This is a genomic window from Pseudoalteromonas sp. P1-30 (assembly GCF_001400005.1).
GTDB lineage: Bacteria > Pseudomonadota > Gammaproteobacteria > Enterobacterales > Alteromonadaceae > Pseudoalteromonas > Pseudoalteromonas atlantica.
This window is the reverse complement of the sequence record NZ_LKBC01000002.1, coordinates 522,272-538,917: the sequence shown is the minus strand read 5'-3', so window position 1 is coordinate 538,917 and position 16,646 is coordinate 522,272. Positions and strand designations below refer to the sequence as shown.

Genomic DNA, 16,646 nt, shown 5'->3' with positions numbered 1-16,646 from the left:
CCCTTTTATAGTTTAAGTATTAGTTAGATGAGTCAATTAAAGTCACATCTGTGTATTCAATTACTTCATCATCAATGTAAGTAATTGAAACACCATTTGTTACCTTAGTTGCTGTACCAAAGGTCATCATCATGCCATCGTACATAGCTTTAACATCGCCCATGTAACCAGCTGATTCAGTACCCGACATAGACAGCGTGTAACCCATAGCTGCGTCACCGTTAACTTTAATTTCAAGCATGGTCATGTCTTCATCACCACTGCTATCCACTTCAGACATAACGCTAAAGTCTAAGTCGCCAGACATACCTGCTAGTTCTAGCATAGCCATGTCTGTCTCTTCCATGCCGCTTAAGTTTAGCGTACCCATAAAGTCTGAGTCGCCGTCCTCAATTTCAACACGGTTCCACGCCTGTGCCATAGTTAGTTCAGCATCGTCAACCGTATCTGCATTTACAGCACCGTCAAACGTAAATACTAAACACGAATCAATTTGTGTAGAGTCAGTAATTGTACCATCAGCAAATGCTTGACACTCTTCAAGTGCATCTGCGGCTACATCGCCTGTAACAAGCTCAACAGTTGCATCGCTTTCAGTGGTTAGCATACCGCCCCAAGCAACAACCAATTGGTTATCTTGATACGCAGCAGACGCTGTGATCATGCTACCTGTAGTCGAGTTTGTAAGCATTAGCGTTAAATCATCTAAGCTGTAGTCGTATGCCCACTCAGGATGCGTTGTTGAAGTACCTTCACCAGAGTTACCCATATCGGCAAGCTCTTCAAATACATCAAATAACACTTCAGCTGTGTCGTAAAGTGCATCACCACCGGTACTTGTTAATACCGTCATCGTAGAAAGTGACTCTGATGTTTCTTTAACAGATGCCGTTGCAACCGCAAGCTCTGCTTCTGCTTGAAGGCTAAGCGCAGTTACAAGTTGCTCGTTTGCAAGTTCAGCCTGAGTTTCAGCAGCTTCGGCCATCATTTCTGCACTTTCAACTAAATCAGCAGCTTCAGCCATATCAGCTTCAGTTACTGCTACAGCTTCATATTCAGTTGCTGCTTCTAGTGCTTGTTCAATCGCAAGCTCTAGTGCATCTACAGCAGCAGAAAAATCTGACGCAGCCGTTACCGCAGCATCAATTAATTCAACAGTTGCTTGTGCATCGTCACCCGAGTCAACAGCAGCTTGCGCATCAGCAAGTGCACTTGTTGAAGCGGCTTCTGCTGTATCTGCAGCGGCTTTCTTTTCATCTGCAACATCTGCAGTATTCAAAGCAATTTCTTTAGCGGCTTCTACTTCAATTTCGTATTCAGTAATAGCGGCTTCTGCATCAAGCACTAACTGCGCAAGTGCTGCATCGTATGTGCTTACGTTTTCTACTTCTTCTAAAGCAGCGTCTTGTAAATCAATTGCAGTATCTAGTATGCCTTGGTAGTCAGAGCTTTGAGCTACTAATAGAGTCGCTGTGCTAACATAGCCTTGTGCTTGCACATAAACCTTGTTTGTTGCCGTTGCTAAATCCGCTGCTTCAGCTTCATTTTCAAGTGCAGCTACAGCCGCAACAAATTCAATTGCAGTAGCTGCGTCAGTTACGGCATCACCCATTTCTTCAACATCAGCAAGCATTTCTTCAGCAGTATCTATAGATGTTTGAAGAGCAGAAAGTTCAGTAGAAGATGCATCAATTTGCGCTGATAACGCAACTGCTAAATCTGCAAAAAAGTCATCGCCTGCAACACACTCATCGCCAGAACAACCCAGCTCTTCTAGAGCTTCTTGCACAGTACCTGCAAGTTCTGCCAGCTCTGAATCGGTTGCCGCACCGTTTTTAACTGCGTTGTCTTTTGCTTCTTTTGCTTTAGCTGCAATACCCGCAGAATTTTCTGCAAATGCATTAATCTCAGCAGCTGATGCATTAGGGTTATTTGCTAAGTAGGCTGCTTCTAATGCAGTTTTAATTGCATCTTCATCACCCGTTGCAATAGCTACAAACACGCTTGCAGTACTAGAAACGGCTGTTTGTAATGTTGCTGCAATATCAGTTGTACTTAAAGTACCTGCTGCAATACCAGCTTTAATGCTCGCTATAGTATCAGAAATTGATGGTAAACCTTGAATCGAAGATGACAACTGCGCAATCATCAACACGCCTTGTGAAAGGCTTTCTTCGCCGTCTACATCACTTAAATCTACTGCGCCACCGCTTGATAGGTCACCAATAAGCGCTGATAATAGTACCGCTGCATCTGGTCCTAAAACTTGGATCACTGTATTTAAACTTGTTGATGCAATAGCATCAGCGTCAACTTCACCTTCGGCTTCAAGTAGGGCTTGAGCAACCAGCGTAGTTAAAAAAGTTACATTCGCTTTAAACGAACGTGCTACGTTTGCATCGCCTGCTACGCCGCTCGAATCAGATGAGTCGGCTTCTGCTGCAGCTACATATTTAACAACAGAAAGCTCTAAGTCGGCTTTGTACCATTCACCAAACTCAATGTTAGTATCACCATCGTTTACATCATCTGCTTCTGGCGCTTCATCGTAAGTACCACAACCTACGTAAGCATCACAACGTAAGAAGCTATCATCTCCTTCTTCAGCAGTAGTCACTGTAATATATACAGGGCCTGTAAAGTCATCTTCAAGGTAAATGCTGTAGCTACCATTATCGCCGGTTACTAGCGCATCGGGGTTACCTGCTATTTTGCTAGCTTCTACTGCCGCATCTGCCGCATCTTGAGAAGTTGCTTCGCCGGTAAACGTTTCAGCTTCTGCTGATGCTTCTAATCTAAATGCAACTGGAACACTTTGCCCTGTTTCATCAAGTGTCATCACGCTAACAACGGCACCTTTCATTGCACCTTTAACAGCTTTACCTGTTATTTCTACGTTAAATTGAGCGTCATCAGATGATGTAACAGATTCAACTGGAGGAACGTAAGTGTTTCTATCGTTGTCTGAACCACAACCCGCTAAACCTAGGGTAAGTGCAACAGATGCTGCAATTGGGGTAATTTTATTCATACGCTGTGCCATTTATTTCTCCTTGATAGCCTGCAATGAGTATCAGAAATTATTTTATAAAATATACGCGTGAAAGTTTACAAAAAAACATAAACAGACACACAATAACAACCTTTGTTACTTATTAATTAAAGTAACATTAAGCAATGAGTTTTTGCTACATTTTTATGCGCTATAAGTACAAGTTTTTACCTAAATTTAAACGACGCTTCTTCATAGGCTTTACTATTTTTCAATAACATATGTTAAAACCATTAAGAAGCATCGCTCTGACGTACCATATATCCACTATATTAAGTGAATATTACATTTAATTTAGTTTGTTAATAATATTCTTCAAGTAATTGCGACAGATACGCTAAAAAAAACGCCCGCCAAGGCTAATATAATGAAAAAGGATGAGGTTGAGTGGTGTTTTGAAATGAAATATATAAACAGAATGTTTATTTAGCTGTGTATTAAAATTAAACGTTTAACAGTCATTAACGAGCAATATGCGCCGTTAATGACTCAATATAAAACGTTAAAATCAGCTTATTGCAAAGCCCTAACTACGCCCTCCATAAGCACACGAGCACTGCGGCTCATACTTGCTTTGGTAACTTGCCAATCTCCAGCTATTTTTTTAGCTTCTGCGCCTACTTTTAGCGTGCCAGACGGGTGGCCAAAGTTAACTTCGTTTAATGTCCCGCCACCTGCGGCCACATTAACAAGCGTACCGTCAATAGCGGCGGCTGCGCCAATAGCGACTGCGGCTGTGCCCATCATAGCGTGATGAAGCTTGCCCATAGACATAGCACGTACTAATAAATCAATTGTTGTAGCTTCAATAAACTTACCACTTGACGCGTTATAATCTAATGGCGCTGCCACAAAGGCTACTTTTGGTGTGTGTTGGCGTGTTTGCGCTTCATTAATATTAGCTATTAACCCCATTTTGACTGCGCCATAGGCACGAATAGTTTCAAGTTTTTTAAGTGCGTCAGTATCGTTATTAATATCGCTTTGCAGCTCAGTGCCACTATAGCCAATATCCTCGGCATTAATAAATACAGTAGGAATACCCGCGTTTATCATGGTGGCTTTTAAAGTACCAACGCCTGGTACTTCTAAGTCATCTACTACATTGCCTGTAGGGAATAACGCCCCTTCACCATCGGCGGGGCTTAAAAACTCTAGCTTTACCTCGGCAGCAGCAAAGGTCACGCCATCAAGTTCAAAATCGCCAGTTTCTTGCACTTCGCCATTGGTGATAGGCACATGAACTAAAATGCTTTTTTTAATATTAGCCTGCCATACACGCACCACGGCTACACCGTTATCGGGTACTGTGCTTTTATCAACTAAGCCGTTCGTTATAGCAAACGCACCTACTGCGCTGGTTAAATTACCGCAATTGCCGCTCCAGTCTATAAAAGGTTTATCTATTGCCACTTGACCAAATAAATAATCCACATCGTGGTTAGGTTGCTCGCTTTTATTTAAAATAACCGTTTTACTAGTACTTGAAGTTGCACCGCCCATGCCATCGGTTTGTTTGCAATATGGGTCGGGGCTACCAATTATGCGTAACAGTAAATTGTCGCGCGCCTCACCTGCCACTTGGGCAGGTTTGGGTAAGTCGGTTAACTTAAAAAATACACCTTTACTGGTGCCGCCGCGCATATAAGTTGCTGGCACTTTAATTTGTGGTTTAAACATAATGCACGCCCCTTATGCTGATTGCGTAGCTTCTAAAAAGTCTTGCGCAAAGCGCTGTAATACACCACCAGCGGCATAAATAGAAAGTTCTTCTTGGGTATCCAATCTGCATTTCATAGGTACTGTTAGTACCTCACCGTTTTTACGTGTAATCACTAAATCAAGCGTTGCACCTGGTGTTGGCTCACCTTTTACATCAAAGCTTTCGCTGCCATCAATGTTAAGCGTTTTACGGGTAGTGCCCGGTTTAAATTCAAGCGGTAAAACACCCATACCAATTAAGTTAGTACGGTGAATACGCTCAAAGCCCTCTGCAGCTATAACCTCAACGCCTGCAAGCCTTACCCCTTTTGCAGCCCAATCACGCGATGAGCCTTGACCATAATCGGCGCCGGCTACAATAATGAGTGGTTGTTTACGCTGCATATAAGCTTCGATTGCTTCCCACATACGTGTGTTAGTACCTTGTGGCTCTAATCGTGCGTATGAACCTTGTTTAACTTCGCCGTTTTCATCACGCACCATTTCGTTTAACAATTTAGGGTTTGCAAATGTAGCGCGCTGCGCTGTTAAGTGATCGCCTCGGTGCGTTGCGTAAGAGTTAAAATCCTCTTCAGGTACATTCATCTTAGTTAAGTATTCACCTGCAGCACTGCTTGCCATAATTGCGTTTGATGGCGATAAATGATCCGTTGTAATGTTATCGCCAAGTACAGCAAGTGCGCGCATGCCGGTCATGGTTCGCTCACCTGCAAGGGCACCTTCCCAGTATGGCGGGCGGCGAATATAGGTACTTTGCTCGCGCCAGTTGTATAGCGGGTCGTTGTCTTCACCGTAATCTACGGTTAAATCGAACATAGGTTCGTACACTTTTTTAAATTGCTCTGGCTTTACGCTTTGTTTGATTACTTCATCTATTTCTTCATCGCTTGGCCATAAGTCTTTTAGCGTTATATCGTTACCATTTTGATCTTTCCCTAGTACACCTTTTTCAATATCAAAACGAATAGTGCCGGCAATAGCGTAAGCCACCACTAATGGCGGTGACGCTAAAAAGGCTTGCTTAGCATACGGATGTATACGCCCATCAAAGTTACGGTTGCCCGAAAGTACCGCTGTTGCGTATAAGTCGCGATCTATCACTTCTTGTTGAATTACAGGGTCAAGCGCGCCACTCATGCCGTTACAGGTAGTGCATGCAAAACCCACAATACCAAAGCCAAGTTTTTCAAGTTCAGGGAGTAATTTTGCTTCTTCTAGGTATGATTGCACCGCTTTTGAACCCGGTGCTAATGATGTTTTAACCCAGGGTTTGCGCATTAACCCTTTGGCATTTGCGTTACGTGCAAGTAAGCCCGCAGCAATTACGTTGCGCGGGTTACTAGTGTTAGTACAACTGGTAATAGCAGCAATAATACAGGCGCCATCTGGTATTAAGCCTTCTTCGTTTTCAACCTTGCCTGATATACCTTCTTTTGCTAAATCGCTGGTGGATACACGACGGTGTGGGTTTGAAGGCCCAGCAATATTACGTCCAACACTCGATAAATCAAATTTAAGCACGCGCTCATATTTTGCGGTTTTTAAACTATCGCTCCAAAGGCCAGCCGTTTTAGCGTAGTTTTCTACAAGGGCTATTTGCTCTTCATCACGCCCTGTTAAACGCAAATAATCAATTGTTTTATCGTCTATATAAAACATGGCTGCAGTGGCACCAAATTCTGGTGTCATGTTTGAAATCGTTGCTCTGTCGCCAAGGGTGAGTGCATCAGCGCCTTCGCCGTAAAATTCTAAATAGGTCGATACAACACGCTGAGCGCGTAAAAATTCGGTAATGGCCAGCACTATGTCGGTTGCAGTAATGCCTGGCTGACGAGTACCTGTAAGCTCAACTCCTACTATATCAGGCAGGCGCATGTACGAGGCACGGCCAAGCATTACGCTTTCGGCTTCAAGCCCACCAACACCTACAGCAATTACGCCAAGTGCATCAACATGCGGTGTGTGGCTGTCGGTGCCAACTAAGGTATCGGGGAATGCAATGCCATCGCGTTTTTGAATAACAGGCGACATTTTTTCAAGGTTAATTTGATGCATAATGCCGTTACCAGGCGGAATAACATCAATATTTTTAAAGGCGGTTTTAGTCCAGCTTATAAAATGAAAACGGTCATCGTTGCGTCTATCTTCTATTGCACGGTTTTTTTCAAATGCGTCAGGGTCAAAGCCTGCGTGCTCAACCGCTAAAGAGTGATCAACAATTAGCTGTGTTGGCACAACCGGGTTTACTTTAGCCGGATCCCCACCTTTTGCGGCTATTGCGTCGCGCAGGCCTGCTAAATCAACTAAAGCAGTTTGGCCTAAAATATCGTGGCACACTACGCGCGCCGGATACCACGGAAAGTCTAAATCTTGCTTACGCTCAATAAGCTGATTAAGCGCATCGGTTAGCATATCAGGCTCACAGCGGCGCACTAAGTTTTCGGCAAGTACGCGTGATGTGTAAGGCAATGTGGCATAAGCACCAGGCTTTATTGCATCAACGGCTTCTTGCGTATCGTAGTAATCCACATTTGAGCCGGGCAATGGTTTTCGGTATTGGGTGTTATTAATTATGGTCATAATATCTGTTCGCTAATAGGTGACGGGAAATAAAAGGCAAGAGGTGAGCGTATTGCTCACCCTATACCAATCCGCTTAATTAAGTATTGTTACGGATTGGTATTATGTGTAACTAATTAGCCTCTTGATTCAATTGGCGTGTAGCTGCGCGCCTCTGGTCCTGTGTAATCTGCACTTGGGCGAATAATACGGTTATTAGCACGCTGCTCTTTAACATGTGCAGTCCAGCCGGTAACCCGGCTCATCACAAATATTGGCGTAAATAACTTAGTTGGGATCCCCATAAAGTGGTACGCCGATGCATGGAAAAAATCAGCATTACAAAACAGTTTTTTCTCGCGCCACATAACTTCTTCACACCTAACCGACACTGGGTAAAGCACATCATCGCCCACCTCTTTAGCTAGTTTTTCAGAGAACTTTTTAATAATAACGTTACGTGGGTCTGACTCACGGTAAATAGCGTGTCCAAAGCCCATTATTTTATCCTTGCGCTCTAGCATACCCATAATTTCTTGCTCAGCGTGATCTGCACTTGTAAAGCCCTGAATCATATCCATAGCGGCTTCGTTTGCACCACCATGTAGTGGCCCACGTAGCGTACCAATAGCGCCCGTTACACAAGAATGAATATCAGAAAGCGTTGATGCACACACACGCCCCGTAAAGGTAGAGGCATTAAATTCATGCTCTGCGTATAAAATTAGCGACACGTTCATTACTTGCGCAAAAAGCTCGCTCGGTGCTTTGTCGTGTAATAGGGTTAAAAAGTGCGCGCCCACTGAGTCGTCATCAGTTTGTGTTTCAATACGTACGCCATCGTGAGTAAAGCGGTACCAGTAACAAATAATACTTGGGAACACTGCAACCATGCGGTCAATCGCATCGTTTGCTTGGCTAAAATCAAGCTCCATTTCTAGGTTACCCAGCATTGAGCAACCGGTACGCATAACATCCATTGGATGCGCGTCTTTAGGAATATTTTCAAGCACGGTTTTTAGTGCATCTGGCAGGCCGCGTAAGCTTTTTAATTTAGCTTTATACTCGGCTAGTTCATTGGCTGTTGGTAGCTCGCCGCGTGAAAGTAAAAAAGACACTTCCTCAAACTGTGCTTTTTCGGCAAGTTCGCTAATATCGTACCCACAATACGTTAAACCTGAGCCTGTTTGCCCTACCGTACATAATGCTGTTTCCCCTGCTACTTGGCCGCGTAAGCCTGCTCCGCCTAATGCTTTATCTACCATGATCTTCTCCTATCTAAATTTGTGTGTGTTATCTATTTTAATAGTTATTATTTGTCAGATTTTGATGAAAAAAGGTTATCGAGTTTGTTTTCGTATGTGTGGTAATCTAAAAAATCGTAAAGCTCGGCGCGTGTTTGCATGTTCTCAATTTCGCTTTGCTGCGAGCCTTCATTTAAAATGGCAGAGTACACATTAAGCGCGGCTTTATTCATTGCTCTAAAGGCGCTAAGTGGATAAAGCACCATTTCAACACCTACTTCACTTAACTGCTCTTTGGTGTAAATAGGCGTTTGGCCAAACTCTGTAATATTAGCTAAAATTGGTACATCAATCGCCTTTGCAAATGCTTGGTAATCGGCAAGGTCGTGCACGGCTTCTGCAAAAATAGCGTCTGCGCCCGCTTCAACACACGCAGCTGCACGGTCAATCGCCGCGCTTAAACCCTCTTTTTGAAACGCATCGGTACGCGCCATAATGTAAAAATCACTATCGGTTTTTGCATCAACTGCGGCTTTAATGCGGTCAACCATTTCACCTTGGCTTACAATTTCTTTATTAGGGCGATGACCGCAACGCTTTTGTGCCACTTGGTCTTCAATATGAAAACCCGCTGCGCCTGCTTTGGTCATTTCTTTAACGGTACGCGCAATATTAAACGCCCCGCCCCAGCCTGTATCGGCATCTACCAGTAGTGGCAAATCGCTGGCACCGGTAATACGGCGAATATCTTCAAGTACATTATCAAGGCTGGTCATGCCTAAATCGGGCATACCAAAAGAGGCATTAGCCACACCGGCACCTGAGAGATAAATAGCTTGGTGGCCCATTTTTTCAGCCATCATGGCTGTGTATGCATTAATAGTACCCACCACTTGTAATGGGCGGTTATTCGCAATGGCCTGTTTAAATTTTAATCCTGCTGACATTATTTTCTCCTCACTTTGAACGGTTGCTACATGGAGTAACTTATATTTTTAATCTGACATTGTGACTGTTTAACTGTTATTAGCTTTAGCTTTTAGAAGTTTTTGTTTATGACAAATACCAATCTGTATGTGTATGAGGTCTATTTAACGCTAAGAAAATCGTTCTGTAACTAGGCAATAATTTTTATGTTTAGTGGTTCTAAATAAAAAATTCTTAACGACGTTATAGAGCGATTTAATCAGTTAAATTGTTCGAATACTCATATTGATTGGTATACATCAAATTTGGTTTGAATATTTGCTTGCGATGCACTGATGTGTCGTTTCATCAGCATTTCAGCAAGTTCACCATCGTGGTTTTCTATCGCGTTAATAATGGCTAAGTGCTCGTCAAACGCTTTTGATACGCGCGGCCCTACCATGCCCATTTGTACACGGTACATACGTATTAATTGGTAAAGCTCGTTACATAACAAATGGATTAAATGGGCGTTTTTGCTGCCTTTAATAATGCGATAGTGAAAGTCTAAATCGCCCGCTTCTTGATAGTACGACTCACCCTCTTTAACACGCTGAGTTTGCAAATGTTGGTTAAGTAATTGCTTTAAGCCTTTAACCTCATCGGCTGCCATATTGTCGGCAGCAAGCCTACATGCTAAGCCTTCAAGCGAGCTGCGTACTTGGTATACTTCAATTAAACGCTCTGCGGTTAGCGCCACTACTCGGCAACCTACATTGGCTTTACGCTCCACTAAGTAACAGCTTTCTAAGCGATTAAGCGCTTCTCTAAGCGTCGCACGGCTTACACCGTAGCGCTTTGCAAGCTCAGGCTCCGATATTTTGCTGCCCTGCTGTATGCTGCCCTCTACTATTTCACGGCGCATATCAACAAACACTTGATCAGATGTTGTAGTAATAGGTGTATCGTTTAAAAAAGGTTGCGTCATGGCTTTATAAATAAATTGTCGACAATTGATGGGTTAACTATGTGCTTAATAAAAAAACATGTCAACCCCACCTAAGGTAAAATGAGTAAAAAACACACTCATTGTCGACACTGTTAATCTAAAGTCGTATAAAGTTGCTTTAAAATTAAACTAAAAACATAATGTGTCGACACACCAATAAATTATAAAGCCGCTATTTAACACTGAAATAGTGCGTTAAAAGTGCTAATATCGCGCTTTATTTTTTAATGTACGAGCCAACGCGTGAACGCCAACACTTTTATTCCTGAGCATTTTATTGACGACGTAAAAACCTATTTACCTGCGCACCTCAATTTAGACGACTTTATAAACGCGTGCCGTCGCCCTCTCAGAAAATCTATTCGTGTAAATACATTAAAAATTAGTGTTGCTGAATTTAAACACCGTGCAGAGCAAAAAAACTGGCAACTTACACCCATACCTTGGTGTAGTGAGGGTTTTTGGCTAGAACGCCCAAGCGATGAAGAGCAAAACTTAGCATTAGGCAATACCGACTTACATTTAAGCGGCGCTATGTACGTGCAAGAGGCAAGCTCAATGCTGCCGCCTATGGCACTAAAACAAAGTATTGAAAGCTCAGATTTACAAGATAATTACGTACTTGATATGGCATCAGCGCCTGGCTCTAAAACTTCGCAACTTGCCGCAATAATGAATAACCAAGGCGTACTTGTTGCCAACGAGCTTTCGTCATCACGCTTAAAAGTACTTAGCGCTACGCTTAAGCGTATGGGCGTTGGTAACTGTGCGCTTTCGCATTTTGATGGCGTCATATTTGGTAATTATATGTTTGAATGCTTTGATAGCATTTTGCTCGATGCCCCCTGCTCTGGCGAAGGTACCGTACGTAAAGATGCCGACGCACTTAAAAACTGGTCAATAGAATCAAATATAGAAATTGCTCAAGTTCAAAAAGATTTAATTAAAAGCGCTTTTTACGCATTAAAACCAGGCGGTACGCTGGTGTATTCAACCTGTACGCTTACCCCGCTCGAAAACCAACAAGTATGCAACTACCTACTGAATGAATTTGGCGACTATATTGAGCCGCAATCGCTAAGTGATTTATTTAAAGGGGCAGAAAAAGCCACAACCGCCGAGGGCTATTTACATGTGTGGCCGCAAACATTCGACAGTGAAGGCTTTTTTATCGCTAAGTTTAAAAAACTCGCAAGCTGCAATAACCCAACCCAAAGCGTGAAAAAAGGTGCGTTTCCGTTTAACGAGTTTGATAAAAAACAAACCACTTCTTTTATGAGCGAGCTTAAAAAACAGTTTGGCTTAAATGCGCTTCCAGGTAAGTTAATGCAGCGCGATAAAGAACTGTGGTTATTCCCTGACGGGTTTGCAGCCGTTCAAAACAAAATAAAATACGCACGTTTAGGTATTCAACTAGGTATTATTCATAAAAACGGCGTAAGGCTAACTCACGAGTTTGCTACCGTGTTTGGGAATGAATGCAAAAGCAATACGTATGCTTTAACAAACGAGCAAGCAAACGACTACTTTAATGGTAAAGATATACGCCTAGAAGACGTTACAAAAGCCAGCGGCGAAGTAGTACTAACCTTATGTGGCTGCCCTATTGGGCTGGGTAAATGGCAAAAAAATAAGATCAAAAACTCTTTGCCACGCGATCTTGTGCAAAATACCCAGTTAATAAGCTGGGCATAAAGCACTCAATACAAAGGGTAACCTGTGCACAATATTATTAAGTCTTTGTTATCATTTGCGGTTAATAAATAAACAAAAGTTAGAGTTTTGCAAATTAGTTAACTACACTTAGAGGTACTTTCTTCTTCTCCCTAAGAATTGCGAAAGTGTATTTAGTTAGCGCAAGGCTCAACTAAGAGCCATTTGTAGCCCAGAGCTGATAGTGGCTCTGGGCGTTTTACTGCTCTTCTAAATCAAACTCGGTGGTGTGGCCGTCGCCGTGGATTAGTTGATAACGCGCTAAATCTCCTTGCTCCAGTGTAATTAAGCTAATGGCAGAGTCGCTTACTAGGTACTTTTGGCCTTCACCTTTGGTTTGGTGTTTATCTACTTCCATGTGCCAGCGTTTGGTGAAAAAGTTAAGCGGGCTTTTGGGGCCGTATAATATTGAGTCTAGCTTATCGAGTACATTAATTAGCTTACGCGGAAATTCATTTTTAATACCACTGGCGGTGAGCTGCCATATTCTATTTGGGTGATCGCCAAAACGCTTTTGCACCGAAAAACAAAAAGAATAATGCACATCACCCGATAAAATAAGCGTTTCATTGGGTGTGTCTGTACGCCTAAAGGTATCAAGCAGTTTTTTGGCCGAGCCTTCGTGTGCCATCCAGTTTTCTACATCAACCATAAGTGGCTGCCCGCACATATTAAACGCGGCTTGAATTGCTTCTATTGATTTAACACCAAACACTGGCGCTGGCGATACAATAATTACTTTGCTGTGGCTCAGCAGGCTTTCCTCAAGCTCTGTTAAGCGCTCCCAATCAAGTAAGCCTGAGGGTTCATTAAAGTTACTTTCGTTACGCCAGCGGTGTGTACGGGTATCAAGCACAACTACTTTAGGCGTGGTGGTAAGCTCATAATGCCAATAGTTAAATTCGTTCAGAGGCTTATCAAAGGCTTTAAACTGCCAACTATTGTTGGCGCTACGGCTTTGTTTAAACTCATCTATAAGCTCGCCGGTTTTATGTAGCGCATCATTGCCCAGCCCTTGAAATAGCCAATAACTTATCAGCCCATTATTAATGATGCGTTTACTACTTGGGTTTTGATTTATAGCTTGCTCCCACCCTGCTGTTAAGTTCCAATCATCGGTAACATCGTGATCGTCAAACATCATCAAGGTAGATACATTAGCAAATAAACGCTCTACGCTGTTTAAGCCTTTCGCGTAGTTAATTAAGGCCTTTTTTTCGGCGTTAAAAATGGTGTTATTTTTTTCATTGCCTTGTGTGTAATGGCTATTTTTAATATCAACGCATTGCCACGCGGCGGCACTAAAGTTAAGTAAATACAGCGCTATAAATTCTTCAAAGTGAATTAAGTGATTATGCGCTTTTACGCTAGAAAAATGAGGCTCGTCTTTTTTTAGCCAGTACCCAACGCCCAATTTTGAACGTTTTTGCCATGGCGTTTTTGGTAAGTAATGATGGCGGTTAAAAAGCTGCTCATTTATATCTGCTGGTAAATTGAGCTCAAGCGGTTGCTCTTTATAAATACCCAATACATCTATTAGCTGATGAATAGCCAGTAGCATAGGGCCGGCAACATCATCGGCGTAAACTTGGTCTCCGCTAAGGAGTAAAAGCTGTGCGCCCTGCAGTTTATTACTGCGCTGGGTGTTTTGCCATTCACTTGCTGATACTAAGCTGTCTTTTGCGGGGTGATGTGCGTTGCGACACGAGCCATGTAAAATATGCGTAAGCTTATTGGCAATTGCAAATGAAGGCGCCGTTTGCCCTTCAAAGCACCATGGAGTTAAGTCAATCTTTTGCTCGTTAATATGCAGTGTATACGCTAATAATGTGTCGAGCGGAAACTGGCTATCAACGGGTTTTATAATTATAAAGTGCAGGTAAAGGTATTTACCTAATGCAATGCTTTGCTGCTCGCTGTAGCTTTGATGGTTTTCAAGTGTGATTTGGCAATTACCAGGGCGTGAAGTAGCAAACTGTATACATATACCACTTTGCTCAGCTCGGCGCACCATAGGCCCCATTAATAAAAGTGGGAGTTGCGCCGATTGAGTAGTCATGTGTTAGCCTTTCGCTGCTAATTTAAAAAGTGAATAAAAGTTATCAGTCGTTGCCTTTGCAAGCTCGTTAAAGCTAATACCTTTAAGCTCACTAATATAGTAGGCAACATCTTCTACATACGCAGGCTGATTTGTTTTTCCACGGTACGGCACAGGTGCTAAATAAGGCGAGTCTGTTTCGATGAGTAATCTATCGAGTGGGATTTGTTTTACAACTTCCTTAAGCTCTACGGCATTTTTAAAGGTAACAATGCCTGAAATAGAGATATAAAATCCCATATCAATCGCTTTTTTAGCCATATCCCAATCTTCGGTAAAACAATGCAGTACGCCACCGCAGTTTTCTGCTTTGTGCTCACGCATTAAGTTAATAGTATCGGCTCTGGCATCACGGGTATGAATAATCAGTGGCTTTTGTAATTCGTTTGCCACTTCAATATGGCCAACAAAACTGGCTTGTTGTACTGCGTGCGTGTCTTTCGAATAATAGTAATCTAGGCCTGTTTCGCCAATCGCGACTACTTTTTCATGCGATGCTAAATCAATGAGTTGCTGTTTATTAAGGGCATCTTTTTGATCAAGCGGATGCACGCCACACGATGCCGATACATCGTCGTAATGTTTAATTTTTTCAAGCATACTTGGGAATTGATCAAGCGTTACACTTACACATAAAAAGTGCTCTACTTGCTTTGCGCGGGCGTTGTCGAGTACTTGATCTAGGTTTAAATCTAATTTGTCAAAATCAAGACGATCTAAATGGCAATGAGAATCTACAATCACTATACGGCCTGTATGGTTTTGGGTGTTAAATTATACTAACCTGCAAAAATACTTAGTTATACCAATTTGCAATAATACCTAATCATTTTGCGGAGCTAATCTCATTTACGACTGCATGGATGCAGAAGGTAGAGCAATGCAGGAGCAATTGTCGAGCACAACTAAATAGCGAATTTTTTGCCAAGCTATCAACACGTTTTTTCAGCCTTAAAGTAAATCACTTAAGTAAGCGAATGGGTATTAAACGAATTGATATAAGCAAGTTAGTATTGCAAGTTAACGAGGGTTAAGCGCTCGCTAACTGGCTGCTTTATGCATATTACTATTAAGCAAATGCGTTTAAAACTACATGGTATATGTAGGATTACCTGAGTTTAACATAGTGCCTAATAGCTTTTCGATTTTAGCGTTTAAATTTGTTTTATCATCTAAAAAGCTAATGCCTATACCTGGTGGGTTAGAGCTTTGTGCGCCTTGTGGTGTTATCCAGGCAACTTTACCCGTTACCACGTCATCTTCTAGCGCATCAGGTAAAGTCACTCTAAGCGCTAAAGAGTAGCCGATTTCGTAACGCATATTGGTACGTACAAATAGGCCGCCTTTTTTTAAATAAGGCATGTAGCAGCGATAAAGTTCGTCAAGGTTATCTACATCAACTAAAAGCTCTTGCATATGTATTCCTATTAAATGTTACGCAGGGCATGCGCTAAACGCGACACTGCTAGAGGTAAATTTAGCCCGAGTACCTCTGTGCTATTTTGTAAAAATTCATTCAACGCTTGCTGAGCACTTTGGTACGCGTCAAAACTTAAACCCATTATAAGCTGCTGTTTTAATTGCTCGCTTAAAAATAATGTAAAAATGCGTATTAGCTCAGGTTGTTTGTTTATAATATTTACAAGCGGACTAAAATTATGGCTTTGTTTAAACTCAGTTGCAAATTTATATAAAGTATCAATGTGTTGCAGCTGCTCTTGCGCTTGCCACTGTTTAATTAAAAGTGGTTGCGTATAAAATAAAGGCAGCCACACATAGTCACTAATATTTAAATCGGCTAACCAGGTTTTAGCCGCTTCTGGGTTTGCAACTTTAATATCTGTTTTAGCACAGCGGCTTAAAATGGTGGCAGGTAACTGCGCAGTGTGGCTTGTGGTTAAAATTAAAAAACGGCTATTACTGGGCTCTTCTAAGGTTTTTAATAACGCGTTTGCTGCTGCCGTGGTCATTTTTTCGCAGTTTTCAATAATGGCCACTTTATTGCCATTTTGCGCAGCGGAGTGGTTCATAAAATCGCTTATCGCACGAATATCGTCAACACCAATGCTTTGCCCTTCAACTTGCGTTAGCCGTTTATCAGGGTGGTTACCCGCAAGTGTTAATGAGCAACTTTTACACTGCCCGCACGGGGCTAACTTGCTACCTTCGTTTTGCATGTGGGTATTAATATTTTGACATAATAAGCTATTAGCTAATTGCTCGCTTAGCTCAAACTTACCAACGCCTTTTGGCCCGCATAACAACTGTGCATGATGAAAACGCTGCGCTTTATAACTTTGCGCAAGCTGTTGTTCTACGTTATTAAGCCATGGCAATGCCATG

General features: G+C 42.3%; 11 protein-coding genes. 1 reads left to right on the top strand and 10 read right to left on the bottom strand.

Annotated elements, in window-relative coordinates:
* Positions 1–19: 19 nt before the first annotated feature.
* From AN395_RS05895 to AN395_RS05870, 6 genes are all read right to left on the bottom strand, one after another.
* A complete protein-coding gene (locus tag AN395_RS05895) occupies positions 20–3,043 on the bottom strand; it encodes a hypothetical protein (RefSeq protein ID WP_054982370.1) in 3,024 nt (1,007 codons plus the stop codon).
* Positions 3,044–3,565: 522 nt separating this feature from the next.
* Positions 3,566–4,732 (bottom strand): 2-methylaconitate cis-trans isomerase PrpF, encoded by a 1,167-nt coding sequence (prpF, locus tag AN395_RS05890; RefSeq protein WP_054982369.1) that lies wholly within the window; start codon positions 4,730–4,732, stop codon positions 3,566–3,568.
* Between the two features lie 12 nt (positions 4,733–4,744).
* Positions 4,745–7,354 carry a Fe/S-dependent 2-methylisocitrate dehydratase AcnD gene (acnD, locus tag AN395_RS05885; RefSeq protein ID WP_054982368.1) on the bottom strand — a complete coding sequence of 870 codons (2,610 nt, stop codon included), beginning with the start codon at positions 7,352–7,354 and terminating at the stop codon, positions 4,745–4,747.
* 116 nt (positions 7,355–7,470) lie between these two features.
* Positions 7,471–8,598, bottom strand: a complete 1,128-nt coding sequence (gene prpC / locus AN395_RS05880; RefSeq protein ID WP_054982367.1) for a 2-methylcitrate synthase — start codon at positions 8,596–8,598, stop codon at positions 7,471–7,473.
* A 47-nt stretch (positions 8,599–8,645) separates the two neighbouring features.
* A complete protein-coding gene (prpB, locus tag AN395_RS05875) occupies positions 8,646–9,524 on the bottom strand; it encodes a methylisocitrate lyase (RefSeq protein ID WP_054982366.1) in 879 nt (292 codons plus the stop codon).
* Between the two features lie 260 nt (positions 9,525–9,784).
* The gene (locus AN395_RS05870) at positions 9,785–10,471 is read right to left on the bottom strand and encodes a GntR family transcriptional regulator (RefSeq protein ID WP_054982365.1); all 687 of its coding nucleotides are present in this window, start codon (positions 10,469–10,471) and stop codon (positions 9,785–9,787) included.
* A 264-nt stretch (positions 10,472–10,735) separates the two neighbouring features.
* On the opposite strand from AN395_RS05870, the gene rsmF reads away from it, so the two are divergent.
* Positions 10,736–12,187: a 16S rRNA (cytosine(1407)-C(5))-methyltransferase RsmF gene (rsmF, locus tag AN395_RS05865; RefSeq protein WP_054982364.1), complete on the top strand. Its 1,452-nt coding sequence runs from the start codon at positions 10,736–10,738 to the stop codon at positions 12,185–12,187.
* Between the two features lie 217 nt (positions 12,188–12,404).
* Here the strand turns inward: rsmF and AN395_RS05860 are convergent, their stop codons facing one another.
* From AN395_RS05860 to AN395_RS05845, 4 genes are all read right to left on the bottom strand, one after another.
* Positions 12,405–14,264 (bottom strand): alkaline phosphatase D family protein, encoded by a 1,860-nt coding sequence (locus AN395_RS05860; RefSeq protein WP_054982363.1) that lies wholly within the window; start codon positions 14,262–14,264, stop codon positions 12,405–12,407.
* Positions 14,265–14,267: 3 nt separating this feature from the next.
* Entirely contained in the window at positions 14,268–15,047 is a 780-nt protein-coding gene (locus AN395_RS05855; protein WP_029773701.1) for a TatD family hydrolase, read from the bottom strand.
* A 345-nt stretch (positions 15,048–15,392) separates the two neighbouring features.
* The gene (locus AN395_RS05850) at positions 15,393–15,719 is read right to left on the bottom strand and encodes a PilZ domain-containing protein (protein ID WP_004587696.1); all 327 of its coding nucleotides are present in this window, start codon (positions 15,717–15,719) and stop codon (positions 15,393–15,395) included.
* 11 nt (positions 15,720–15,730) lie between these two features.
* Complete coding sequence (locus AN395_RS05845) at positions 15,731–16,645, bottom strand: DNA polymerase III subunit (RefSeq protein ID WP_054982362.1); 915 nt, start codon at positions 16,643–16,645, stop codon at positions 15,731–15,733.
* Between the last annotated feature and the right edge of the window lies 1 nt (position 16,646).